The organism is Fontimonas sp. FW305-C-3 (genome assembly GCF_058783185.1).
Map to the genome: position 1 here is coordinate 57,039 of NZ_JBYSYK010000005.1, position 25,826 is coordinate 82,864.

General features: G+C 64.1%; 21 protein-coding genes and 1 tRNA gene. 12 read left to right on the forward strand and 10 right to left on the reverse strand.

Annotated elements, in window-relative coordinates; genetic code table 11:
- Positions 1-144: 144 nt before the first annotated feature.
- The 4 genes from AC3WUF_RS18980 to AC3WUF_RS18995 all read left to right on the forward strand — a co-directional run bounded on the left by AC3WUF_RS18980 (position 145) and on the right by AC3WUF_RS18995 (position 4,802).
- Complete coding sequence (locus tag AC3WUF_RS18980) at positions 145-2,199, forward strand: oxidoreductase (protein WP_492428566.1); 2,055 nt, start codon at positions 145-147, stop codon at positions 2,197-2,199.
- Positions 2,200-2,337: 138 nt separating this feature from the next.
- Complete coding sequence (locus tag AC3WUF_RS18985) at positions 2,338-3,594, forward strand: DUF3089 domain-containing protein (RefSeq protein WP_492428568.1); 1,257 nt, start codon at positions 2,338-2,340, stop codon at positions 3,592-3,594.
- 59 nt (positions 3,595-3,653) lie between these two features.
- Entirely contained in the window at positions 3,654-4,028 is a 375-nt protein-coding gene (locus AC3WUF_RS18990; RefSeq protein WP_492428570.1) for a PaaI family thioesterase, read from the forward strand.
- Between the two features lie 87 nt (positions 4,029-4,115).
- On the forward strand, positions 4,116-4,802 hold the full coding sequence (locus AC3WUF_RS18995; protein ID WP_492428572.1) for a Slp family lipoprotein: 687 nt from the start codon (positions 4,116-4,118) through the stop codon (positions 4,800-4,802).
- A 69-nt stretch (positions 4,803-4,871) separates the two neighbouring features.
- On the opposite strand, the gene AC3WUF_RS19000 is transcribed toward AC3WUF_RS18995, so the two are convergent.
- Positions 4,872-6,689, reverse strand: a complete 1,818-nt coding sequence (locus tag AC3WUF_RS19000; RefSeq protein ID WP_492428574.1) for an acyl-CoA dehydrogenase C-terminal domain-containing protein — start codon at positions 6,687-6,689, stop codon at positions 4,872-4,874.
- Positions 6,690-6,930: 241 nt separating this feature from the next.
- Between AC3WUF_RS19000 and AC3WUF_RS19005 the strand changes: the two genes are divergently transcribed.
- From AC3WUF_RS19005 to AC3WUF_RS19040, 8 genes are all read left to right on the forward strand, one after another.
- Entirely contained in the window at positions 6,931-7,947 is a 1,017-nt protein-coding gene (locus AC3WUF_RS19005) for an AraC family transcriptional regulator (RefSeq protein ID WP_492428576.1), read from the forward strand.
- 119 nt (positions 7,948-8,066) lie between these two features.
- Positions 8,067-8,288, forward strand: coding sequence for a hypothetical protein (locus AC3WUF_RS19010; RefSeq protein WP_492428578.1), 222 nt, complete (start codon positions 8,067-8,069; stop codon positions 8,286-8,288).
- Entirely contained in the window at positions 8,285-9,319 is a 1,035-nt protein-coding gene (locus AC3WUF_RS19015) for a hypothetical protein (protein WP_492428580.1), read from the forward strand. The genes AC3WUF_RS19010 and AC3WUF_RS19015 overlap by 4 nt, the downstream gene beginning before the upstream one ends.
- Before the next feature lie 174 nt (positions 9,320-9,493).
- Positions 9,494-11,692 carry a DUF1302 domain-containing protein gene (locus tag AC3WUF_RS19020; protein WP_492428582.1) on the forward strand — a complete coding sequence of 733 codons (2,199 nt, stop codon included), beginning with the start codon at positions 9,494-9,496 and terminating at the stop codon, positions 11,690-11,692.
- Positions 11,693-11,776: 84 nt separating this feature from the next.
- Positions 11,777-13,324: a DUF1329 domain-containing protein gene (locus AC3WUF_RS19025; RefSeq protein WP_492428584.1), complete on the forward strand. Its 1,548-nt coding sequence runs from the start codon at positions 11,777-11,779 to the stop codon at positions 13,322-13,324.
- Positions 13,325-13,426: 102 nt separating this feature from the next.
- Positions 13,427-14,461, forward strand: a complete 1,035-nt coding sequence (locus AC3WUF_RS19030) for a WD40/YVTN/BNR-like repeat-containing protein (RefSeq protein WP_492428586.1) — start codon at positions 13,427-13,429, stop codon at positions 14,459-14,461.
- Between the two features lie 109 nt (positions 14,462-14,570).
- Entirely contained in the window at positions 14,571-17,162 is a 2,592-nt protein-coding gene (locus tag AC3WUF_RS19035; RefSeq protein ID WP_492428588.1) for an efflux RND transporter permease subunit, read from the forward strand.
- 180 nt (positions 17,163-17,342) lie between these two features.
- Positions 17,343-18,179, forward strand: a complete 837-nt coding sequence (locus tag AC3WUF_RS19040) for an SDR family NAD(P)-dependent oxidoreductase (RefSeq protein WP_492428590.1) — start codon at positions 17,343-17,345, stop codon at positions 18,177-18,179.
- A gap of 38 nt (positions 18,180-18,217) precedes the next feature.
- Here the strand turns inward: AC3WUF_RS19040 and AC3WUF_RS19045 are convergent, their stop codons facing one another.
- The 9 genes from AC3WUF_RS19045 to rplM all read right to left on the reverse strand — a co-directional run bounded on the left by AC3WUF_RS19045 (position 18,218) and on the right by rplM (position 25,823).
- Entirely contained in the window at positions 18,218-19,042 is an 825-nt protein-coding gene (locus AC3WUF_RS19045; protein ID WP_492428592.1) for a MerR family transcriptional regulator, read from the reverse strand.
- Positions 19,043-19,088: 46 nt separating this feature from the next.
- On the reverse strand, positions 19,089-20,297 hold the full coding sequence (locus AC3WUF_RS19050) for an acyl-CoA dehydrogenase family protein (RefSeq protein ID WP_492428594.1): 1,209 nt from the start codon (positions 20,295-20,297) through the stop codon (positions 19,089-19,091).
- Between the two features lie 14 nt (positions 20,298-20,311).
- Positions 20,312-21,604, reverse strand: a complete 1,293-nt coding sequence (locus tag AC3WUF_RS19055) for an acyl-CoA dehydrogenase family protein (protein WP_492429079.1) — start codon at positions 21,602-21,604, stop codon at positions 20,312-20,314.
- 110 nt (positions 21,605-21,714) lie between these two features.
- A complete protein-coding gene (locus tag AC3WUF_RS19060) occupies positions 21,715-22,179 on the reverse strand; it encodes an SRPBCC family protein (protein WP_492428596.1) in 465 nt (154 codons plus the stop codon).
- 106 nt (positions 22,180-22,285) lie between these two features.
- Positions 22,286-24,103 (reverse strand): long-chain-acyl-CoA synthetase, encoded by a 1,818-nt coding sequence (locus AC3WUF_RS19065; RefSeq protein WP_492428598.1) that lies wholly within the window; start codon positions 24,101-24,103, stop codon positions 22,286-22,288.
- Positions 24,104-24,199: 96 nt separating this feature from the next.
- Positions 24,200-24,796: a DedA family protein gene (locus AC3WUF_RS19070; RefSeq protein ID WP_492428600.1), complete on the reverse strand. Its 597-nt coding sequence runs from the start codon at positions 24,794-24,796 to the stop codon at positions 24,200-24,202.
- Between the two features lie 52 nt (positions 24,797-24,848).
- A tRNA-Gln gene (locus AC3WUF_RS19075) sits at positions 24,849-24,922 on the reverse strand.
- A 60-nt stretch (positions 24,923-24,982) separates the two neighbouring features.
- Positions 24,983-25,381 (reverse strand): 30S ribosomal protein S9, encoded by a 399-nt coding sequence (rpsI, locus tag AC3WUF_RS19080; protein WP_492428602.1) that lies wholly within the window; start codon positions 25,379-25,381, stop codon positions 24,983-24,985.
- A gap of 13 nt (positions 25,382-25,394) precedes the next feature.
- Entirely contained in the window at positions 25,395-25,823 is a 429-nt protein-coding gene (rplM, locus tag AC3WUF_RS19085; RefSeq protein ID WP_492428604.1) for a 50S ribosomal protein L13, read from the reverse strand.
- Positions 25,824-25,826 lie beyond the last annotated feature (3 nt).

Below are 25,826 nucleotides of genomic sequence, written 5' to 3' on the forward strand. Positions count from 1 at the left end.
GCCCCTGCAGAAATTGGATCGCCGCCATTGTGCCGGGAGCGGCTGGCCGGCGCGACGCGGTAAGACGTATTACGGCCAAGGCACATTGCCGGGGAAGGGCTAAGATCGCCGCAATCCTTCATTGCCAGCATCGGGAGCCGTTCCGTGGCCAGCTCGTCAGTCGCTTATCCGCAGTTGCTGAAACCCCTCGATCTCGGCTTCACGACACTGCGCAATCGAGTGCTGATGGGCTCGATGCATACCGGGCTTGAAGATCGCGCGAAGAACTTCCCGCGACTCGCGGCTTACTTCGCCGAACGCGCGCGTGGCGAAGTCGGCCTGATGGTCACCGGCGGCTTCTCGCCGAACATCGAAGGCTGGCTGTTTCCGTTCGCCTCCAAGTTGACCAGCTCAAGCGGCGCGCGCGCGCACCGGCTGGTCACCGACGCAGTCCATGCCGAAGGCGGCAAGATCGCGCTGCAGATCCTGCATGCCGGACGCTACGGCTATACGCCGATCTCGGTGTCGGCTTCGAAGGCGAAATCGCCGATCACGCCGTTCGCCCCGCGCGAGCTGTCGAGCGGCGGCGTCGAGCGCCAGATCAAGAGCTTCGTGCGCTGCGCCAAACTGGCCCGCGAAGGCGGTTACGACGGCGTCGAGATCATGGGTTCCGAGGGCTACTTCATCAACCAGTTCCTCGTCGAGCACGTCAACAAGCGCGACGATGCCTGGGGCGGCAACTGGGCCAAGCGCATGCGCCTGCCGGTGGAGATCGTCTCGCGCGTGCGCGAGGCGGTCGGCAAGGACTTCATCATCATCTATCGCCTGTCGATCCTCGATCTGATTCCGAACGGCCAGACCTGGGACGAGACCGTCGAGCTGGCAAAAGCGATCGAGAAGGCCGGCGCGACGATCATCAACAGCGGCATCGGCTGGCATGAGGCGCGCATTCCGACGATCGCGACCTCGGTGCCGCGCGCCGCGTTTGCGTGGGCAACGCACAAGCTCAAGGACCACGTCAGCATTCCGGTCTGCGCGACCAATCGCATCAACGATCCCGGCGTCGCAGAAACCATTCTCTCTTCCGGCCAGGCCGACATGGTGTCGATGGCGCGGCCGCTGCTCGCCGATCCGGACTTCGTGAAGAAAGCGCGCGAGAACCGTGCGGACGAAATCAACACCTGCATCGCCTGTAACCAGGCCTGCCTCGATCACACGTTCTCGGCCAAGACCGCGAGCTGCCTGGTCAATCCGCGCGCCTGTCACGAGACCGAGCTGAACTACAGGCCGGCCACGCAGAAGAAAAAGATTGCCGTCGTCGGCGCCGGTCCGGCCGGCCTCGCTGCGTCGACCGTGCTCGCCGAACGCGGCCACACGGTTCATCTGTACGACTCCGCGGCGCAGATCGGCGGCCAGTTCAACATGGCCAAGCAGGTGCCGGGCAAGGAAGAGTTCCACGAAACGATCCGCTACTTCGGCCGCAAGCTGCAGACCACCGGCGTCGATCTGCGTCTCAATCGGCGCGTCGATGCGCAGGCGCTGATCCAGGGCGGCTACGACGACGTGATCCTCGCGACCGGCGTCGTGCCGCGCAGCCCGAAGATTCCCGGCCAGGCCGAGCAGGAGCAAACCGGCAAGGTGCTGACCTACATCGACGTGCTGCTGCACAAGAAGCCGGTCGGCCAATCCGTCGCGGTCATCGGCGCCGGCGGCATCGGTTTCGATATCTCCGAATACCTGACGCATGACGGTCATTCGCCGAGCCTCGACCTCGAAGCCTGGAATCGCGAGTGGGGCGTCACCGATCCGGCCGCGCAACGCAGCGGACTGACGCGTCCGCAGATCGCGCCGCCGGCGCGCAAGGTGACGCTGCTGCAGCGCAAGGCCGAGTCGCTCGGCAAGCGCCTCGGCAAGACCACCGGCTGGATTCACCGCGCGACGCTGAAGATGAAGCAGGTCGAGATGATTGGCGGCGTCAACTACGAGTCCATCGACGAGCGCGGCATCCTGATCAGCTACGGCGAAAAGCGCGAGAAGGCGACGCTGCTGGAAGTCGACACGATCGTTCTGTGCACCGGCCAGGAGCCGCTGCGCGAACTGCAGGCGCCGCTGAAAGCCGCAGGAATTTCCGTGCATCTGATCGGCGGCGCCGACGTTGCCGCAGAACTCGATGCCAAGCGCGCGATCAATCAGGGCTCGCGGCTCGCCGCAAGCCTCTAGAGAGAAGCTTGTAGATAAGAGTTACCGGATTTCGCCCGCTCGACGCTTGCCGTAGTATTTCGTCCGACAGCCGCATAGACGGCGCACGGGCGCATGCCCGATTTGACGACAGGCCTAGCCAGGCCAGAGGGACGGGACATGCGATGCAAACACTCGGGCGCGCTCGCGGCCGCCATGCTGCTCACTTTGACGGCGGCGTCCGCATCGAGCTCGTCTGCGCTCGACATCAACAAGACGCTGACGCTCAATGCACTGCTCTCGCAGTCCTACCGTGATGCGGGGCGCTGGCTCTGCCACCCGGGCCTCGCCAGCAGTGCGAACGTCTGCGCCGCGAATATCGACACGACCAATATCGATCCCGGCGGTCAGGCGGTCATCTCCCATTTCCAAGCCGTGAGCCAGGCACCGGTCGACTGCTTCTACGTCTACCCGACGACCAGCGCCGACCCGACGCCGAACTCTGACTTCCTCGCTGACGCGCAGGAGATCAAGATCACCGAAGCGCAGGCCGCGCGCTACACCGCGGCATGCCGCGTCTTCGCGCCGATCTACAGACAGCGCACCCTGCCGTTGCTCGTCACCAATGTCGTCGCCGGTTATCTGCCGACCGAGATCGAATGGCTGACGGACATCAGCACGAACGCCGACGCGCTCGCCTACGCCGATGTACGCAGCGCATTCCGCACCTATCTGGACACGCACAATCAGGGCCGCGGCTTCATTTTGATCGGCCACTCGCAGGGCGCCACGTTGCTCAAGCGACTGATCGCCGAGGACATCGAAACCAATCCGGCGCTGCACGACCGCATGATCGCCGCGCATCTGCTCGGCAGCACCGTCGAAGTACCGATCGGCGCCGATGTCGGTGGCACCTTCGCCGTCACACCGGCCTGCCGCCACACCGACCAGACCCACTGCGTCGTCGCCTACTCCAGTTTCCGCAAAGGCGACCCGGAACTCAGCAAGCCGCGTTACGGCCGTGCGGCAACGCCGAACATGCAGGCGCTGTGCAACCATCCGATGGCGCTCGCCGGCGGTCCGCAGCTGCTCAATGCCGTGCTGCCGATGCGCCTGCCGCCGGTCTTCCAGTTGCTGCTCAAGCCGCGCGGCAGCGGTGGCCCCTACGCTGATCCGCTCAAGAACGCGACGGTCAAGACCGCGTACTTCACGGCGCCGGGGCAGATCCAGGGCGAATGCGTCGTGGATGCCAATGGCACGAGCTATCTCGAAGTGCGGATCGCCGCCGACAGCAGCGATGCGCGCGCCGACGACTATGCCGGCGAGTTCTTCGGCGGCACCGGCTGGGGTCTGCATCTGCTCGATATCTCGATCGCGCAGAACGATCTGGTCCAGCTGGCCAAATTCCAGAGCCAGGCCTGGCTGGCACAGCACTGAGGATATTGGCATCCGCCGGACGCTTTAGACTGCAGGCTCACGGATCGGCGGAGCACGGCATGAAGGTCAACGGCAAGATCGAGTTCGAGATCGTCGAGCAGTCTGCGCAAAAGGTGGTCGGCCGCATGCCGGTGCAGACCGGCATCCTCAATCCCTACGGCACCGTCCATGCCGGGGCGATGCTCTGGTTCGCCGATGTCTGCGCGACCGTGCTGGCATTCGGCGGCGGCGAGTTCGAGGCGGGACAGGCCGGTTTCCCGCTGGCGATCCAGCTCAGCGCCAATCTGGTCGGCAACCAGAAAGACGGCGAACTGAAAGCTGAGGCGGTCTATGTCAAGAAGGGCAAGCGCCTGAGCGTCGTGCGCACAACGGTCAGCGGTGCCGATGGCCGCATTCTGGCCGACGTCACCACCAGTCACGTCCCGTCGCAGTAAAACCGTTCACATCGGGTTCACCGGCGAAGCACGACAATTCAATCGTTACGCTTTCCGCCTGCGGCGGAACCCTTCGCTGGAGCTTCCATGTCGTCACCCCTGTACCGTTCGCTGATCCGCACTTCCCTGCTGGTCGGCGCATTGCTGCTCGGCGCTTGCGCCGCACCGTCGGTTCTCAACGGCGACTTCGCCGAAATCACCCCGCAGCAGGCCGCACTGAGCCCGTCCGTCGCGGTATCGCCGGTCCGTTGGGGCGGCACCATCCTGTCGTCGAACATCACCCCCGAGCAGAGCTGCTTCGAGATTCTCGGTCGGCCGCTCGACTACAACGCACGGCCGCTGACGACCGACAGCGAACAGGGGCGTTTCCTCGCCTGCAAGGCCGGCTTCATCGATCCGGCGGTATTCGAGCCGGGGCGCGACGTGACGATCATCGGTGCCGTCACCGGCATCGAGGAACACAAGGTCGATGATTTCGACTACCGCTATCCGAAGCTGCAGGCGCAGACCGTCTATCTGTGGCCGGAACGCGTGGCCGTCGAAACGCGCTACGTCGACCCGTTCTTCTATCCGTATCCCTACTATTTCTACTATCCGCATCATCATTACTACCGCGAGCCGGCGCGCCCCGGTGTCGGCGCGCCGATTCCGCCGGACATCGGCGTCTCGCCACCGCGGCGATCGGATGCCCCGGCCCGCCCGCGGGCCAGCTTCGACAACGACCGCGTGGCGCCCTCGGTCTCGCAGCCGGTCGGCAAGCTGCTCGGCCGCTGAAGCGCGAGCTGTACACGAGGCAAGAAAAAGGGCGCCGATCGGCGCCCTTTTTCTTTGCAGCGACGCAGATCAATCGAAGCTGAAGTTCTCGATCTTCAGACGCATCAGCGATTTGCTCGGCTTGATCATCGACGTCGCATGGCCCTTGGCGCGCGGCAGCAGATGGTCGAAGTAGAACTTCGCGGTAGCGATCTTGGCCTTGTAGAACTCCGGCTTCTCGTCGCCGCCCTGCGCGAGCTTCTGGCTGGCGACTGCCGCCTGCAGCGCCCAGAAGTAGGCCATCGTCACGTAACCCGAGTACATCAGGAAGTGATGCGACGCGGCGCTGACCACTTCGCGATCCTTGCGGGCCATCAGCATGACGCGCATCGTCAGCACGTTCCATTCGGCGGCATGGCGCGCGAGCTGCGTCGCGAAGCCGCGCAGCTTGGCGTTGCCCATGTGCTCGAGCGCGAACTTGCCGATCTGGCCGGTGAACTCGCGGACGACCTTGCCGCGCGTGCCGAGCAGCACCTTGCGACCGAGCAGGTCGAGCGCCTGGATGCCGGTCGTGCCTTCATACAGCGTGGAGATGCGCGCATCGCGCGCAATCTGTTCCATGCCGTGTTCCTTGATGTAGCCGTGACCGCCGAACACCTGCATGCCGGCGTTTGCCGCTTCCAGGCCGAGCTCGGTCAGGAAACCCTTGAGGATCGGCGTGAAGAAGCCGAGCTTGTCGTCCCACAGCTTGTACTTCTTGGCATCGTTTTCGATGATGCCGTTGGTCATGTGGTCGGCGTACTGCGCGGCGAAGTAGATCATCGCGCGGCCGCCTTCGGCGATCGCCTTCTGCGTCAGAAGCATGCGGCGTACGTCGGCGTGATGGATGATCGCGTCGGCCACCTTGTCCGGTTCCTGCTTGCCGCGCAGCGCGCGCATCGAGCGGCGATCCTTGGCATACGCGAGCGCACCCTGGAACGACAGCTCGGCGTGAGCAACGCCCTGCACCGCGGTGCCGATGCGGGCGGTGTTCATGAACGTGAACATCGCCTCGAGGCCCTTGTTCTCTTCGGCGATCATGTAGCCGATCGCGCCGTCGAAGTTGAGCACCGCCGTCGCCGAGGCGCGGATGCCCATCTTGTGTTCGATCGCGCTGCAGACGACGTTGTTGGAAGCGCCGACGCCACCGTCGGCGGTGACCTGCATCTTCGGCACGATGAACAGCGAAATGCCGCGGGTGCCGGCCGGCGCGTCCGGCAGGCGTGCGAGCACGATGTGAACGATATTCTCGGTCAGGTCGTGTTCGCCGGCCGAGATGAAGATCTTGGTGCCGGTGATCTTGTACGAGCCGTCGGCCTGCGGCTCGGCCTTGGTCTTGACCTGACCGAGATCGGTACCGCACTGCGGCTCGGTCAGGCACATCGTGCCGGTCCAGCGGCCTTCGGTGAGCGGCGGCATGTAGATCGCCTTCAGCTCGTCGCTGGCATGCTGCAGCACGGTGTTCATCGCACCGAGCGACAGGCCCGGATACATCGTGAACGACCAGTTGGCGGTGCCCATCATTTCCGACTTGAGCAAGCCCAGCGACATCGGCATGCCCTGGCCGCCGTACTCGGACGGATGCGACAGACCCTGCCAGCCGCCGGCGACGAACTGGTCGTAGGCGTCCTTGAAGCCCTTGGGCGTCGTGACCTTGCCGTCCTTGAGGTGACAGCCTTCCTCGTCGCCGGACAGATTCAGCGGCGACAGCACTTCTTCACAGAACTTGGCGGCTTCGTCGAGGATCGCGTTGACCGTCTCCGGATCGGCATCCTTGCCGTTCGACAGCTCGGCGTAGTGCTTGGGATAGGCGAAGACTTCGTTGAGCAGGAAGCGCATGTCGCGCAGGGGCGCTTTATAGGCAGGCATGGGAGCTCTCAGACCAAATGGGGGAATCCGGGCGGCAGTTTCGCCCGTCAGCGCCTCCATGCCATTGGCCGTACGGTGCCGGCGCAGCGTCTGTGCGGTAAGTCGGGCCCGCCAAAACCCTACGGGCGCGTCAGCACGGCACCGGCAATCCGCCGGGCCGGCCCTAGCAGTCCATGGGCCGAGTCGGCACACTAAGAGTCCGTTGCCCCGATCGAACCGCGAAAAACAACAACACCCGACGATGCGCGATTCCGGACAGTTTCTGCTCGTGGTGCACGAGGCCATGCTCAAGGCTGGCGTCGACATCAACGCGCTGTACAGCCGGCTCGGCTACGACGCCGAGAAGCTGCCGCTCAAGGAACTGCGTACGCCGCACCAGCAGCAGGCCCTGTTCTGGCAGATCGTCGAAGGCGTCACTGGCGATGCGGACATCGGCCTGCATCTGTGCCCGCACCTGCCGCTGTTCCGTGGCGAGGTGCTCGAGTACCTGATGTTCAGCAGCCCGACCTTCGGTGACGGCATCCAGCGCGCGCTCAAATACCTGCGCCTGGTCAGCGACGCGCTGAGCGTCCATCTGGTTCGCGACGAGCGTGGCGCGCGCATGTGCGTCATCGGCAGCACGCTTGAAGCACCGCAGCTGCGCCACACCGAAATCTGCGTCGTCTACGAACTGATCCAGTTCGCCCGCTCGGTGACCGAAAGCCACTTTGCGCCGCCGCTCAAGGTCAAGCTGCGCTGCAGTCCGCGCAGTCCGCAGGCGGACTACGAGGCCGTGTTCGGCTGCCCGGTCGAGTTCGATGGCGCCGAAAGCGAAATCTGGTTCAACCCGGCGCTCCTTGAATACCGCTCGCCGCGCTGGGACCCCGACCTGCTCGAGCTGCACGAAGAACTCGCGCAGAAGCGCCTGTCCGACCTGCACCGCCGCGATCTGGTCGAACGCATACGCAAGGTGCTGTCGCAGCGCCTCGAGCTGGAATCCTGCGATCTCGACGAGGTGGCAAAGGAAGTCGGCCTCGCGCCGCGCCGCCTGCGCTTCGAGCTGGCGCGCGCCGGCACCAGCTTCAGCCAGATCGTCACCGACTTCCGCTTCACCCTGGCCAAACGCCTGCTGTCGCGGACCACCGAATCGATCGAGAACATCGTCTACCTGACCGGCTTCTCGGAGCCGAGCACCTTCTACCGGGCGTTCAAGCGCTGGTCGGGCCTGACGCCGGTGCAATTCCGCGAACAGCACCGCACACCGGGCGACAAGCTGTAGGGCCTCCGGGCCCGCCCGCCTGTCCGAGCGGTCAATGTCCGGCTTCGGGCGGGGTCCTATGCTCCGCCTCATCTTGAACGACGCGGGGCATCCTTCGCGTCCGTCACGGGGAGAAATTGGTGGCCGGCAAATCCGATTCGGGGACGCTGCAACGTGAACTGGGCGGCGCCGCGCTGCCCGATCTCAGCGCATTGACCGCGACAGAGCAGGAACAGCTGGTCGGCCTGATCCAGGCCGCGCGCCGTGCGCAGAAGACCCAGCTGGCGCAGGCCATGGAAAGCGCGCTGTCGCATATCCCGATGCTGCTGCGCGGCGCCGTCCGCAAAATCCTGATTCCATGAGCGCACTCGCCCAGCACGCCGAGATTCTCAAGCTCGGCCGCATTCTTGGCGCCAAGCCCGAGCAATTGCAGGCGCTCAACAAGCTCGACGCGCCGACCATCCGTGCGCTGCGCGAAAAGGTCTCCGCCTCGCTGTTCGATGCCGACCGTCACCTGTTCCAGCGCGTTGCGACCGCGACCAAGCTGGTGCCGGCTGCGGTTGCCGGCCTGATTGCCGAAAAAGCGCTCGGCCCGTTGCTGTGCGCGCGCGTCGCCGGCTCGCTGCCGGCCGATAGGGCGATCGATATCGCCAAGCGTCAGAAGACCGATTTTCTCGCCGAAGTCTGCCTGCAGATCGATCCGCGCCAGGTGCGCGACCTGATCGCCGGCATGCCGATTCCGCAGACGGTCGACGTCGCGATCGAGCTCGCGCGACGCCAGGAATACATCACGATGGGGCGCTTCGTCGACAGCCTGCCGGAACCGTCGATGCGCGCGATTCTCAAGGCGCTGACCGACGACGAAGCGCTGCTGCGCATCGGCTTCTTCGTCGAGGACCCGAGCCAGCTCAGTGCAGTGATCGACATGCTCGCGCCGCAGCGCCTGCATCACATGATCGAGCTGGCGGTGCAGCGCGGCGCCGAGCTGTGGCCCGAAGCGCTCGCGCTGATCAATGCCATCGCCGCGCCGCAGCGCCGCATGATGGCCGCGCAGGCGGCGAAGCTGGGCGATGCCGACATCAACCGCATGATCGAGCTGACCCACACGAACCAGCTGTGGACTTCGCTGCTGCCGGTGGTCGCCGAGATGGACGATGCCGATCTGCAGCATCTGGGCCAGGCCAAGGCGCTGCAGAACGATGACGTGCTGACCGCAATGATCCTCGCCGCCGACGCCGCCGGGCTGTGGGCGCAGCTGCTGCCGCTGGTCACCCAGATGGAAGCCGCGACGCTGCAGCGCATGGCGATGATTGCCGGCAAGCAGAATCAGGGCCTGCTCGACCGCCTCAACAAGGCGCTGCAAGGCCTTGCGGCAAAAGTGAAAAAGAAGTGAGTTCGTAGATCCGGCTGCCGGCGCGACGCATCAGCCGCAGCAACCGCGTCTAGTGACATTGACATTGATTGGTGTCACAGTTGCAAGGGTTGCAGCCGCGGCAGCCGATGAGCGCATCATTGAAGAAAATGCGCCCGGCAGCCGCTTCACCGTAGCGTTACGCGTGGAGGAGAAATGCGTATTCAAGAGACTGCCCCCTCAGGGGCATTCATTGCAGTCGCCGCTTGGGCCCTGTTGGCCGCGGGCCCCGCGAGCGCACTCGAGTTCGAGTACGGCGACCTTTACGGCAGCGTCAAGACGCGTGCCTCGTTCGGCGCTTCCGTGCGAGTCGAAGACCGCAACGAGCAGCTGATCGACAAGAACAATCTCAACCCGAATCTCTGCGGCTTCGGCGTCAACGATGCCTGCATCTCGTTCAACGAGAATCCGGCGCCGAACCAGAAACTGGTCGATGCGCCGGGCGGCTTCTTCGCCGCCAACAAGGACGACGGCAATCTCAACTACGATCAGGGCGATATCGTCGCCGCCGTATCGAAGCTGACCAGCGAGCTGTCGATGACCTGGGGCGACTTCAGCTTCAAGGCCGGCGGCACCGTCTTCTACGATCCGCTGAACTACGCGTTCGACGAAACCCATCCGGATACCAATTTCCAGCAGCGCCACACCGAGCGCGCGCAGGACGTCTCCGACAATGTCGGTCTCGATTTCACGATCGGCAATCTGCTGGTCAGCGGCCTGTTCAACGTCCTCGATCACGACTTCGCGCTGGCGGTCGGCTACCAGAACATCCGCTGGGGCGAATCGACGCTGGTTGCGGTCAACAGCCTGAGCGAGATCAACGCACCGGATGCGCGCTATCTGTACCAGCCCGGCACCCAGATCTCCGCGGTGTTCCGCACAACGCCAGCCGCCGTGCTGAGCACGTCGATCACCGAGAACACGACGATCGACCTGATCTATCTGCTGGCCTGGGACGGCGTCGAAGTACCCAAGGGCGGCAGCTTCTTCGCACCGTTCGACGTCATCGGCCGCAAGACCGCGCTGCTGTCGCTCGGCGCCTTCCACGAAGATCCGCGCGGGCTGCAGCGCTTGCCGGGTCTCGGCGCCTTGATCTCCGATACCTCGTTGACGGTGCCGGTCGGCCAGACCGAAGGCGAGCCGCGCAACTCCGGCCAGTTCGGCGCCAAGTTCACCTGGTTCATCCAGGACATCGGCACCGAGTTCAGCCTGTACGCGCTGAACTATCACAGCCGCCTGCCGCTGCTCAGCATGTATGCGGCGGATGCGAGCTGCATCGCCGATACGACAACCGACGCGCTGCAGGCGGTTGCCGACTGCGATGGCATGAAGCTGACCGAGAACGGCCTCGAACCCACGCCGATCGACACGGCGCGAATCTTCCTCGATTACCCGGAAGACATTCAGCTCTACGGCTTGAGCTTCAACACGACGATCGGCAAATGGTCGCTCGCCGGTGAAGCCGCCTACCGGCCAAATCTGCCAGTTCAGGTTCAAATCACCGACGTTGTGTTCACCGCACTGCAGCCGGCGCTGCCCGAGAACGACATCCGCCTCGGCGTCGGCACCGTCGGCCAGCTGTCGCTGCAGAGTCTGATCAATCTGGGCCTCGATCCGGCGACCGCGCTGGCGACGCTGACGTCGCCGGAGACCCTTCAGCTGCTGGGCCTGATCGTCGGCAATCCGGCCAACGACTTTGCGCTGCCCGCGCGCGACCACGCCGTGCCGAGCTATCTGATGGCCTATCGCGGCTGGGACAAGGTGCAGCCGAACCAGCTGATCCGCGGCTATGAACGCCTCGATGTGCTGCAGCTCGATTTCACCGGCATCCGCATCTTCGGCAGCAGCGACAATCCCTTCGGCGCCGACCAGATCCAGCTGATTGCCGAGCTCGGCATGACCTATGTGCCGGACATGCCGGACCGGGATGTCCTGCAGTTCGAAGGCGGCGACTACAACGGCACGCACTACAGCCCCGGTGCCGACGGCACCGGCGGCCTGCCTGCCGACGGCTCGCCAGCAACGATGCGCCTGAACCCGACACAAACGCTCGATGGCTATGCCGACGACTTCGCCGCCGGCTATCGCTTCATCGTCCGCTTCGAATACAACCAGCTGCTGTTCGACTGGACCTTCAAGCCGCAGATCGTGTGGTCGCACGACGTCGAGGGCATCGCCATCAGCCCGTCACAGAACTTCATCGAAGACACGATGCTGTGGCAGATCGGCACCGACATCGAGGTCAACAGCCAGATCGGTCTGCAGTTTTTCTATCAGGGCTGGGCCGATGGCGGCACGGTCAACGGTTATCGCGACAAGGACTTTGCCGGCTTCGCCGCGTCGTACACGTTCTGAGGCATCTGCATCGCAGTACAAGCCCGGCCGCAGCCGCGATACGGCCGGGACACAAGACATCGCGTTTGATCAGGAGAGAGCCATATGCGCAAGACAACACCCTGGGTCGGCTTGATTGCCGTCGGCTGCATGACGGTGGCATCCGCCGTCGCCGCCAAGGCGTCGGCTGATGAAGCGGCGAAGCTCGGCAAGGAATTGACCGCCGTCGGCGCGACCGCCGGCCCCAACGCCGATGGCTCGATCCCCGAATGGATCGGCGGCAAGTACTTCGACGACACGATCCGCGGCCAGACGCCGGCGACCCTCGAAGCCGTGCGCCAGCAGTTTGAAGGCGTGCGCACGAAGAGCCCAGCCGATTTCGACGCGCTACTGAAGTATCTCGACAGCTTCAAGATCGAAGACTACCCGGCGATCTCCAAGCAGATCGACGTCATCATCAGCAAGCTGCCGGCCGACCAGCAGGCGCTCGCGAAGAAGCAGCGCGCGCAGATCGGCGGCGGCGGCAAGTACGAAGCGCCGCAGTTCATCATCAACAAGGACAATCTGTCGAAGTACGCGGACAAGCTGACGGACGGCCACAAGGCCATGTTCGCCAAGTACCCCGACTACAAGATGATCGTCTATCCGACGCTGCGCTCGGCGTACTTCCCGCCGGAAATCGAAGCTGCGACGATCAAGAACGCGACCAACGCCGAGCTGATCGGCACCGACGAGATCAAGGGTGCCGTGCTCGGCTTTCCGTTCCCGATCCCCAAGAGCGGTGCCGAGGTGCTGTGGAACCACAAGATGCGCTTCCGCGGCAGCGCGGTGCGGCGTTACAACAACCAGGCCATCGTCAAGCTCGACGGCAGCTTCAAGATTTCCAAGCTGGTCGAGGACGTGAAGTTCAAGTACGCCAACCTGCTGGAACCGGCACCGGGTACGAAAAACCTGCTGTACTACCTCTCGGAAGTGCTGTCGCCGCCGCGCGTTGCCGGCCAGCTGATCCTCGTCCACGAAACCTCCGGCGCCGGAGCCAGCGGTCGTGATGCGTGGATCTACAACCCGGGCCTCGGCCGCGTGAACCGCGCACCGGACGTGGGTTACGACAACCCGTACATCGGTACCGACGGCGAACAGTTCAACGACCAGGTCGACCTGTTCAACGGTGCGCTCGATCGCTACGACTGGAAGCTGCTCGGCAAGAAGGACATGTACATCGCGTACAACTCCTTCCTGATCAACGCGCCGCTGATCAAGTACAAGGACATCATCCGTCCGGGCCACATCAATCAGAACCTGTCGCGCTACGAGCTGCACCGCGTCTGGGTCGTCGAAGCCACGCTGCGTTCGGGTCTGCGTCACCAGTTCAAGAAGCGCCGCTTCTACATCGACGAAGACAGCTGGGCCGTCGCCGTCGTCGACTGCTACGACAACCGCGACCAGCTGTGGAAGGTGCAGGAAGCGCAGCTGATCACGGTGCCGTTTGTGCCGACCGTCACCGGCATCCCGGAGATCATCTACGACCTGCAGAGCGGCCGTTACTTCGTCACCGCGCTGTCGAACGAAGACAAGATCAGCGACTTCAAGATCAAGTTGGACGACAAGGACTTCGCACCGAACGGTCTGGCCCGCAAGGCCCAGAGCCGCTGAAGCCGCCGCAGACGCTGTCGGCGCCTGCCGCCGATAGCGTTGCGGAGGGGTCAGCAACGCACGAGGGGGAGTCGTGACCAGAAATCGAAGAGGAATCGGCCGATGAGCGCACGTTTGCTTGCCGTACTGCTGGCTGGGCTTTGGTCCTGCGCCTGGGCACAGGAAGAAGAACGGGAAAGTCCACCACAACAGCCAGTGCCGGCGATGGCGGCACCGGAAGCCGCGCAGTATCGGCTGATGGACATTGCCGCGCTGGGCCCGCGTCTGGTCGCTGTCGGGGAGCAGGGCGTTATCCTGACGTCCGCGGACGGCAAGAGCTGGCAACAGGCCGAGGTACCGGTCAGCGCGATGCTGACCCGCTTGCGCTTCACCAGCGACAAGGATGGCTGGGCGCTGGGCTACGACGCATCGATCCTGCAGACCAGCGACGGCGGCGCGCACTGGAGCCTGCGGCATTTCGATCCCAAGAGCCGCCCTTTGTACGACCTGATCTTTCTCGATGCGCAGCACGGGATTGCGGTTGGTGCCTACGGCAGCTATCTGGAAACCCGCGATGGTGGCAAGACCTGGGCCGAGCAGGACAACAGCTTCGGGCTGACTGGCATGCACCTGAATCAGTTGCTGTCGCTGAGCGATGGTTCGCTACTGGTCGTCGGCGAACGCGGCTTGACCGCGCGCTCAACCGATGCCGGTGCCACCTGGAAGATGCTGGACATGCCGTACGCGGGTTCGTGGTATGGCGCGCTGCCGTACGGCGACAAGGGCGTACTGGTGTACGGCATGCGCGGCAATGTGTTCGTCACCGACGACCTCTCCGCATGCACCGTCATCGACGCCGAGAACTGGGATCCGTATGCGCGGTTGATTCTCACCGATCCGGCAGCGATCGCGGCGCTGGGCTGGCGCAAGCTGGACACGCCTACCAAGGAAAGCCTGTTCGGCGCCTGGTCGTTCGATCCACAGACCGCGATGTTCGTCGGCATCAACGGCACCTCGTTGAAGCTCGACCGCGGCACGGGCACCGTGACTGCGGTCGCCGTGCCGGCGGACGAGACGCTCAACCGTCTCGTGGAGTACCAGGGACGCATCCTCGGCGTCGGCTCAGATGGTGTGCAGGATCTGGGAGCCGCACCGTGAAAGACATACGGAACCAACGCGCCATCGAGCTGAACCCCTGCCCGACGACCGGCGCACGCCGAATAATCCAGGACTTCGTCGGCACCACGAACATCGACGGGACGACGCCATGACCGCGGTCACTCCTTCCAATAGCTTCACCCGCGCCTTCCTGCGACTGGCCGAACCGCCGATTTTTCACCACCGGGGGAAGACGCTGGCGATATTGGTGCTGATCACCCTGTTCCTGGCATGGCACATGGCGCTGCTGCGTCCGAACGCCGGCTGGCTGAAGATGGTGCCGCAGGCGCATCCGTACATGCAGACCTTCATGGAGTACTACGACACCTTCGGTGGCGCGAATACGGTGCTGGTCGCGGTCCACAACAAGAAGGGCAATATCTACCAGCCGGAATTCATGGAGACCTTGCGCCAGGTCCATGACGATGTCTTCTTCATTCCCGGCGTGGATCGCGCGCGCGTCACGTCAATCTTCTCGCCGAGCATCCTGTACATCGAGGTGGTCGAGGGCGGACTTTCCGGCGAGTCGGTGATTCCGGCGCGGTACGCACCGACACCAGAGATGATGCAGACGATTCGCGCGAACGTCGCCAAGGCCAACGTCATCGGCCGGCTGGTTGCTCAGGATCATGAAACCGCGCTGATCCAGATGGAGTTGCTGGACTACGATCCGACGACCCAGATGCTTGCCGCGCAAGGCAAGGCGAAGGGCTCGTTTTTCGAGCAACTGAGCGAAGCCTGGTCACGCGGCGCATCGCCGAACGCCAAGGACGTACCGGCACAACCGGCGTTCGGAGATCGCCTCGGCGCAGTAGTGAACCTGACTCTGGCGAACTTCAAAAGCAACGAGGAGCAGGCCGGCAAGCTGGACTACGTGGCGGTCGGCGAGAAACTCGAAACGATCCGCGCCAAGTACGAAACCGACGACATCACGATTCATATCGTCGGCTTCGCCAAGGTCGTCGACGAGATGACCAAGGCGTCGGTGCAGGTCGGGGGCTTTTTCTTCGTCGCGCTGTTCCTGATGGGTGGCCTGCTCTGGATCTATCTTGGTTCGCTCCGCTTGGCGACGATCGTCGTCTCCACGTCGGTCGTGGCCTGCATCTGGGAGCTGGGACTGCTACACCTGATGGGCTACGGGCTTGATCCGTTTGCGTTGCTGGTGCCGTTCCTGATCATGTCGGTGTCGGTCAGTCACGGCGTGCAGTACGTCAGTTCCTGGGGCAACGAGATTGCCACCCGGGGCGCGACCAACTACCAGGCGTCGCTGGCGACCTTTCGCGCGCTGGCCATTGCCGGCATCGTCGCGTTGATGACCAATGTCGTCGGCTTCTCGACGATCTACCTGATCAACATCCAGATCATCCGCGAGATGTCGGTGAACGCGGCCTTCGGCATGGTCGGCGTCATCATGGTCAACAAGATGCTGCTGCCCATCGTGCTGTCGTACATGAAACTGCCGAATGTCGAGGGCTTCCGCAAGGCCACCGAGTACCGCGACGAGCTCAGTTCGAAGGTCTTCGAGAAGATGAAGCTGCTATGCCATCGCGGCCCGGCGATCGCGACGGTGACGGTCATGGTGCTGCTGGCCATCTTCGGTGCCTCGCAATTCCACAAGCTGCAGATCGGTGACACCACCGAAGGCGTTCCCGAGCTGCGTCCGGATTCGCGCTTCAACCAGGATGCCCGAGTGATCGCGAGCCACTTCACGCTGGGCGTGGATCATCTCAAGATCATTGCCGAATCGTTCCCGGACGGTTGCGTGGATGACGGCGTGATGATGGAGATCGATCGCTTCAGCTGGTACATGAAGAACCTGCCGGAAGTGCGCGATGCACTGTCTCTGGTCGAATTGTCCAAGCTTGCGTATTCCGGCCTGAACGAAGGGCGGCTCGACGCCGAGGTATTGCCGCGCCAGAAGGCAGCACTGGCGCAGATCACCTCGCTGGTGCCGACCACGACCGGCTTCTTGAACGACGACTGTTCGGCACTGGCGCTGTTCTTCTTCACCCGCGACCACAAAGCGCCGACCATCACCGCGCTGACCGACGCGGTGAAGTACTACAAAGACAACCTGCAACAGGACAAACGGGTCAATCTGCGCCTCGCGTCCGGCAACATCGGCGTGATGGCGGCGACCAACGAAGAGGTCAAGCGTAACGAGCTACCGGTGGTGTTCTACGTTTACTCGGTGATCATCCTGTTCCTGTGGCTGTCGTTCCGCACGCTCTCCGGCGTGTTGTGCGTAATCCTGCCGCTGGCCACGGTCACGCTGTTGGGTTGGGCGCTGATGGTGTTCATGGGCATCGGCCAGAAGGTGGCGACGCTGCCGGTGTTGGCGTTTGCCTGTGGCATCGGCGTCGACTACGGCATCTACAGTTATTCGGTGATCGCCGCGGGGCTGCGCAAAGGCATGACCCTGGAAGACGCGTACTTCGAAAAGATGAAAACCACCGGCAAGGCGACGCTGTTCACCGGCGTGGGCATGGCCGCCGGCGTTTTCCTATGGCTGTTCTCCGGCTTGCAGTTCCAGCGTGACATGGGCGTGCTGCTGCTGTTCGGCTTCACCGCCAACATGGTCGGCGCGATCGTCGTGCTACCCGCGCTGGCCTATTTCTTCGGCAAGGAGGAACTCAAGCACGCCGGGAAAGACCTGACCGGCGGTGCCGAAGACGCGTTTGGAGAAAAGCGTGGCAGCTGATCGTCAACCCGAGCAGGCGAGCGCAGGCGGCAACCGATCACGCGGCCCGCAGACGGCGGCGGGCAACGGTACTGGCCATCGGGCGATGGCCAGCGCCGGCGCGATCACCAAGGTGCTATCAGTCGGCATGAACGTCGTGCAGTCCTCGCGCCTTTCCCCTTGCACTCCAGATCCGTCTCCATGAAAACATTCCAGAACAAGACCGCTGCCATCACCGGTGCGGCTTCCGGCATCGGCCGTGCGCTGGCCATCGATCTCGCCCGCCGCGGCAGCAACCTGGCGCTGTCGGACACGAATGTCGACGCGCTCGAACAGACCGCAGAGCAGGCTCGCGCGCATGGCGCGACCGTGACGACGCGCCGCCTCGACGTCCGTGACCGCGATGCGATCTATGCCTGGGCCGATGCCAGCGCCGAGGCGCATGGACAGATCAACCTGATCTTCAACAATGCCGGCGTCGCGCTCGGCGCCAGCATCGAAGGCGCCAGCGACAAAGACCTGCACTGGATCATGGACATCAACTACTGGGGCGTCGTGCACGGCACGCGCGCCTTCCTGCCGCACCTGCGCGCGTCCGGTGACGGCCACGTGATCAACATCTCCAGCGTGTTCGGCATCGCCGCCGTGCCGAGCCAGGGCGCCTACAACGCGACCAAGTTCGCCGTGCGCGGCTTCACCGAATGTCTGCGCCAGGAACTCGAAGTCACCGGCGCGCCGGTTAGCGCCACCTGCGTGCACCCGGGCGGCATCAAGACCAATATCGCCCGCGATGCGCGCTTTGATGCCAGTGTCCGCGACATCACCGGCCACGGCGAAGCGGAAGGCAAGGCACGCTTTGAGAAACTGTTCATGACCTCGGCACAGTCGGCGGCGCAGACCATCCTGCGTGGCGTGCAGAGAAATTCTCGGCGTGTGCTGATTGGTGCCGATGCGCATGCCATCGACCTCGCCGTGCGCCTGATGCCGAGCACCTATCAGCGCATCGTGTCCGGCGTGACGCGGCTGGCGATGCGGTAAGTCTGCAGGAGCCCGCAAGCGGGCGTCTGCAACAGCAGTCAGTCCTGCTTCGGCTTGGCGATCTGGTGGTCTAGCACGGCCGCCAGACGATCGCCCAGATGACGCGTTGCCGCCATCTCCATCGCCCGGGCGACCTCGGCGTTGACGGCCATTTCGACGAGCGGTCGCAGGCGCCAGATGACGTCGGCGAGCCGCGGCACTTCGGCCGGCGGCGGCAGGCCATCACCGAAGGGATCGAACAGATGTTGTTCGACGAGCTGCACCATCTGGTCGGCCGCGCGCTCGACGTTGGCGCGCAGCGCACCGATGACGTCGAGCATCTGATCGAGCGGGATACCGACCTTGACCAGTTCAGCACCCGCCTGGATCAGGCGCGGACTCGACGCGCGAAAGCCCTGCCCTTCAGCGACGAGGATCTTCAGTTCCGCCGCCTTGTTGAGCCAGCGCACGTCGAAGCGATCACCGAACAGGCGCAATAACTCAGTCAACGAATACAGCCGCGACTGTTCATCGGTCCAGGGGCTCGACACCGCGAGTTCAAGGCCGAACAGGCCGGACAGATCCGCGCCACGCTCCCAGGCTTCCAGCAGTTCGCCAATGCTGTTCAGCGTGTAACCGCGCGCCAGCAGCTGGGCAATGATGCGCAGGCGCGAGACATGAGCGTCGCTGTAGACACCGTTGCGTCCGCGCCGCTCCGGCGGCGGAATCAGACCGCGGTCCTGATAGGACCGGATATTGCGGACCGTCGTCTGCGTCACCTTCGCCAGATCGTCGACGCTGTACTCGACCAGCTTGCGCGACTCCGCGGACGACGGCTGTTTGCGCGCAGGAGGCTTGCGGGATTTTCCGGTGGCACGTGGCATGAGCGAATCATACCGCGCCCCGGACATCCTCAGCCGCCTGCCTCCGCTACTTCAGCTCACTCGACGACTTGCCGAGCAGGCGACGGGCAACGATCAGCTGCTGGATCTGCTGGGTCCCCTCGAAGATATCGAGGATTTTGGCATCGCGCGCCCACTTCTCCAGCAGCTCGCCTTCGCCATAGCCGGCGCTGCCGCATAGCTCGACGCACTTGAGCGCAATCTCGACGCAGCTGCGGCCGGCCTTGGCCTTCGCCATCGAAGCCTGCAGCGAGTTCGGCTTGCGGTTGTCGGCCATCCAGGCCGCCTGCATCGTCAGCAGGCGCGCGGATTCGTAGTCGGACTCCATGCGCAGCAGCTCGGCGGCAGCGGCATGCTGGACCTGCGCGGGACGGTTGTAGTCGATCTCGACGCCGGCCTGCTTGAGCGCCGCCGCCGTGTGCTCGAGACAGGCGCGCGCCAGGCCCAGCGCCATCGCCGCAACCAGCGGCCGCGTGTTGTCGAAAGTCTGCATGACACCGGCAAAGCCCTTGTCGGTGCGCACCTCCGGATCGCCCAGCAGATTCTCACGCGGCACGCGGCAATCGCGCAGCGCGAACTGTGCAGTGTCCGAGGCGCGGATACCAAGCTTGTGCTCCAGGCGCACCAGCTCGAAGCCCGGCGTGCCTTTCTCGACGACGAAGGACTTGATCGCGGCGCGGCCAACGTTACGGTCCAGCGTCGCCCAGACCACCACCAGCTCGGCACGGTCGCCGGCGGTGACGAAAATCTTGTCGCCGTTGAGAACGTAGTGATCGCCATCAAGCCGCGCCGTCGTGCGGATCTCGGCCGAGTCGGAACCGCAGTGCGGTTCGGTGATTGCCATCGCCGCCCACTTGCCCTTGAAACGTTCGAGCTGTTCGTCGCTGGCGACACTGGCAATCGCCGAGTTGCCGAGGCCCTGACGCGGCATCGTCAGCAGGAAGCCGACATCGCCCCAGCACAGTTCGATCGTGCCGAGCACGGTCGACAGGTTGCTGCTGTTGCGGTTCGCGGTATCGCCGTCGTTCGAGCGACGTACGCCGGTCGCACCGGCGCCCTCGCCGCCACCGCCGGCGCTCATGCCGTCGAGCAGTGCCGACAGCATGTTGAGCTCCTTGGGAAACTCATGCTCGGCGCGGTCGTAGCGGCGCGAATTCGGGCGGAACATTTCCTGCGCAACCTGATGCGCCTGCTCCACCAGCATCTGGAACTTCTTCGGAGATTCGAGATTGATCATGGTTCGTCTCCGCCTTAAATGAGGACCACGCCTTCCATTACCGCCGCCGCGCGCAGATCGCGGTACCAGCGTTCGACCGGGTGCTCCTTGACGAAGCCGTGGCCACCCAGCAACTGCACTGCATCGGATCCGATCACCATGCCCTTGTCGGCGCACAGACGGCGCGCGATCGCGGTCTCGCGAGCGAAGTCCTTGCCCTGATCGGCGCGACTCGCAGCGCGCCAGCTGGCGAGACGCATGCCATCGAGCTCAATCGCCATGTTGGCAACTGCAAACGCGACCGACTGCCGATGGCTGATCGGTTCGCCAAACGCAACGCGCTCGTTGACGTAGGGAATCACATAGTCGAGCGCCGCCTGGGCGGTGCCTACCGCAAGCGCACACCAGCCGAGGCGCGCGAGGTTGATGCACTCGAGATACGTCTGCTGGCCGCCACCGATCAATGCCGATGCAGGCAGTTTCAGTTTGTTCAGGTGCAGACGCGCCGTTGCCGCCGCGCGCAGGCCCATCGCCGGCTCGGCTTCGATACTGAGGCCCGCGTTCGAGGACTCTACGATGAACAGCGTCGGACCAAGGCCATCCAGTTCCGCGGCGACGATGAACAGTTCGGCCGTCGCCGCGCGCGGCACCAGGGATTTGATGCCATCGAGCACAAAGCCGCTACCCTCGCGGCGCGCGGTCGTCTTCAGCACCAGCGCATCGAACAAGGGTCGCGGTTCCAGCACAGCGAGTGCCGCAGCCGGCGCATGTTCATTGGCGAAGGCCGGCAGATAGGTCGCCTGCTGCGTCTCGTCGCCCCACAGCACCAGCGCGGTCGAGACTGCGGTCGGTGCCAGCGCCGCAACCGCAAGGCCCATGTCGCCTTGCGCCAGTGCTTCGGCAATCAGCATGCCGGTGACCGCCGAGCGTTCGGTGCCGACACCGCCCAGCGCCTCGGGAATCGCCATCTGCGCGATGCCCAGTTCGGCCGCGCCGGCAAGCACAGCATCCGGAGCGCTGCAGGCGGTATCCGCCGCCATTGCCGCGGGTCGCATCTGCTCGAGCGCGTAACCCTGCACGGCCTCGCGCAACATCTGCTGTTCTTCGCTCGGCGTCAGGTCGAACAACCCGGCGCCACCGCCGCGCGACAGCCGCTCAGGCCGTACCAGCTTCAGCGTCGACTGGAAGCTGCGTGCGACGGCACCGGCACTGCGAAAACCGATCCGGCTGCCGTGATACAGCGCGCGCTCCGCCGGCTTGCGCAGACCGAGCTTCTCGATCAGCGGCAAACCCGCGAAACGGTTGATGGCGCGCAGGCCCAGCCCCATCGCCCTGCCCGCCCCCTTGCTCGCCCCATTGCCGGACTTGGCCATGCTCGCTTCTCCTATTTAGTTCTAGTCGTTATGCAGGTACCGCAACGAACCGCGATGACGACGGATCAGCTGAGGTTGTCGCGAATCTGCTCGAGAAATACGTCGACGAGACGAGTGAACTTGCCCTGGATGAACGGCGGCGCCACCAGGCGGTACATCAGCGGCACCGGCACATCGCGCAGCTCGCCGCGCACATCGAAGGACACGCGCGTCTGCGAACCCTTGGCCTCGACCCGCATGCGACCTTCGATCGTCGCATTGCCCTTGCCGGCCACCGGCACCCAGCTCAGCTCGCCGGATTTGGGATTGCAGCTGTACTTGGCGCCATAGCTGACTTCATGCGCGATGCGCGCAGCCTTGGAACCGATCGGCGCCATTTCCCAGAGATAGCTGTCCTTGCCCAGCGGTGTCAGCTTGCGCAGCTTGGGAAAGCGCTTGATCGTGCCTTCGTAATCTTCCAGCAGACCGCGAACGCGATCGATCGGCGCGGGCACATCGACGCTGCGCGCAATGCTGATATTGACCTTCATGGGTTCTCGCTCACGACGTTCTGATAGTCAGACGAGCTTGGCAGCAAGCCCGGTCGGCGCCTTTGGCCGGACGAACATCCCGCGCGGCAAACGCGGCCAATCGGTCCTACAGCTTGACGCCGCCTTGCTGGATTCTTGCAAAAAGCTCGGGCGTCAGCGGCTCGTAACCACGCTGGCGATCAAGCAGCACATAGACCGGCCCAGCGACCTTGGCCGGATCGAAGCCCTGCTCCTTGAGCGTGCCCTTGCGGACCTTGAACGTGCTGGTCAGCTCGACTTCGGCGGAGCGCAGGAACACCGGCACGGCGTAAGCCGGCAAGGCTGCGCAGAGCTGTTCGGCCAGTCCCCGCAGCTGCGCGTCGCCCAGCGGGCCCTCGACGCTCAACGCCGCCATGCCGGCGCGGCCGTCGGTCTGCGGAATCTGCACGCCATAGACGATGGCCTGGCTGACGCCCGCGCAGCGTTCCATCGCCGCTTCGACCTCGGTCGTCGCGACGTTCTCGCCTTTCCAGCGGAAGGTGTCGCCGATGCGATCGACAAACTGGATATGCCGATAGCCCTGATTCAGCACCAGATCGCCGGTGTTGAACCAGCTGTCGCCGCGCTTGAAGACATTGCCCAGCAACTTCGACTGCGTCGCCTTGGCGTCGGTGTAACCGTCAAACGGCGCGCTGCTGGTGATCTCGGAGATCAATAGCCCGACCTCGCCGACCGCGACCTTGCGCATGAAGCCGCGTTCATCGCGCAGCGGCGCTTCCGCATCGGCATCGAATGCGACGACGGCGAACGGCAGCGGACAGAAGCCGGCCGTGCGCGCGACATCGAAGCCATTCGCGAATGCGACATTGCTCTCGCTGGCGCCGTAGAACTCGCAGACGCGCTCGATGCCGAAGCGATCCTGGAAATCCGCCCAGATTTCCGCTCGCAGGCCATTGCCGACGATGACCCGCACCTGATGGTCGCGATCTTTCGCGCTCGGCGGCTGATTCAGCAGATAGCGGCACAACTCGCCGATGTAGCAGAAGGCGGTTGCCCGCGTGCGGCGGACCTCATCCCAGAAGCGCGTCGCCGAAAACTTGCGGCCGAGCGCCAGCGTCGCACCGCCGCCGAGGACCGCGCCCCACGACACCGTCAACGCATTGTTGTGGTAGATCGGCAAACAGCAGTAGAGAACGTCGTCCGGCTTCAGGCGCAAGGTCATCTGGCCCATGCCGGCCATGCCGCGCCACCAGCGGTAGTGCGTCATCACCGATGCTTTGGGCAGACCGGTGGTCCCGGAGGTGAAGATGTAGAAACACGGATCCTTCATCCGCACTTCCGCCGTCTCCGGTGGATTGGCGCTGGTCGCGCCGGCCGTCAGCTCGCGCAGATTCAACCAGCCCTGCGGCGCCTTGCCCTCGCCGTCCCACAAGCGCTGCATCGTGCCCAGATCGATCGCGGGATCGTCGAGTGCCGCCATGCAATCCTCGCCCGCGATCAGCACGCGCGCACGCGTCAGGCGCAGGCTGTGGGCCAGTACGTCGCCGCGCTGCTGGTGATTGAGCATGCCGGCGATGGCACCCAGCTTGATCGTGGCGAGCACACAGGCCAGCGCCTCGGCGCGGTTCTCGATCAGGATGCCGACGGCATCGCCATGATTCACGCCCTGCTCTCGGAGAACTGCGGCGATGCGGTTCGCCCAGGCATTGAACTCCGCATAGGTCCAGCGCCGCTCACCGCACTGCACGGCCGGATGCTGCGGCTGGCGCTGCGCCAGCTGCTCGAAACGGCGGCCAACGGATTGCTTGCGCTCGGCCCGCGCCAGCGCGAGGTTGAGCAGGCCGCCCTGGACCTTGAACGAATCCGGCAGGCTGCGCAGCGCGCCGCGCAGCAGGTCGGCAGCGCGGATCACGTTGTCGCTGGATGCTTTCGTCTTGTTGCTCATGAGACGGGTCCGGCCATCAGTAGAGGACCCCGACTCTCGCCCACGAAACGGTTACACGCAATTGCCCGATTGACAGCGCACCGGCGCAGTTCGGTTTCAGCGCTGCGGGCGCCGCAGCAGAAACCACAAGCCGAAAATCGCCGTCAGCCCGATAGCCGCGTAGGCGAACAGATGGGAATACTCGGCAACGATGGCGACCGTGGCCTCGCCGAAGAAATACCCCAGAGATACCAGCACGCCGCACCAGATCGTCGCGCCAAGGCTGGTCAGCACGGCGAAGGGCAGCAAACGCATACCGAATACGCCGGGCGGCAGCGAGATCAGATGGCGGATCACGGGAATGAAGCGGCCGACAAAGGTGGCCACATTGGCATTGCGCAGGAACAGCGCCTCGGCCTCGTGGTACTTGGCCTCGCTGATCAGCACGTAGCGGCCGTACTTGAGCAGGAAAGCGCGGCCGACGTAACGACCGAGCGCGTAGTTGGCGCTGGCCCCGAGCAGCGAGCCGAAGCCGCCGGCCAGTGTCGCGTAGAACGGATTGAGCGTGCCCTGCGCGGCGAGATACCCGGCCGGGATCATCACCAGCTCGGACGGCACTGGAAACAGACTGGACTCCATCGCCATGAGCCAGACGATTTCGAAATAGCCAAGATGCTGCAGCATCTCCTGCAACCAGGCGCCGAAGGCTTCCATCGCATCACTCCTTACACGCACAAAAAACCCCGCGTTTCGGCGGGGTTGAGTTTGGTTGGGGGACTAGGATTCGAACCTAGATAAACAGTGTCAGAGACTGTTGTCCTACCATTAGACGATCCCCCATTCGAACATATGAACGAATGGATGACAGGGCGGCGAGTATAGCTCGCCGCCCTGCACAGATTAACGCTTGGAGTACTGCGTACCGCGGCGGGCCTTGTGCAGACCGACCTTCTTACGCTCGACTTCGCGAGCGTCGCGGGTGACGAGGCCGGCCGTGCGCAGCGCGCCACGCAGGCTTTCATCGTATTCGATCAGCGCACGCGTGATGCCGTGACGGATCGCGCCGGCCTGGCCGCTCGGGCCGCCGCCAGCGACGGTGATCATGAGGTCGAAGCGACCGACAGCGTCGGAGATCTCGAGCGGCTGGCGAACCAGCATGCGCGAGGTCTCACGGCCGAAATACTCTTCGACCGTCTTGTCGTTGATGGAGATAGCGCCCTTGCCGGGCTTGAGGAACACGCGCGCCGTTGCAGTCTTGCGGCGGCCCGTGCCGTACTTGTATTCAGTGGTCTTGGCCATGGGATGTGTCCGATCAGAAAGTCAGAGTTTTGGGCTGCTGAGCTTCATGCGGGTGCGCGGCACCGGCGTAAACCTTCAGCTTGCGGAACTGCGCGTAGCCCAGCGGGCCCTTCGGCAGCATGCCCTTGACCGCCTTCTCGATCGCACGGCCGGGATGCTTTTCGAGCATCTCGCCCAGCGTCTGCGAACGGATACCACCCGGATATTCGGTGTGGCGGTAGTACACCTTCTTCTTGACCTTGTCGCCCGTGGTCTTCACCTTTTCGGCGTTGACGATGACGATGTAATCGCCGGTGTCGACGTTCGGGGTGTATTCGGGCTTGTGCTTGCCGCGGAGACGGTTGGCAACTTCCGTTGCCAGACGACCCAGGGTCTTGTCCGATGCGTCAATCACGTACCAGTCGCGCTTGACGGTTTCGGACTTGGCGAAGATGGTCTTCATTGG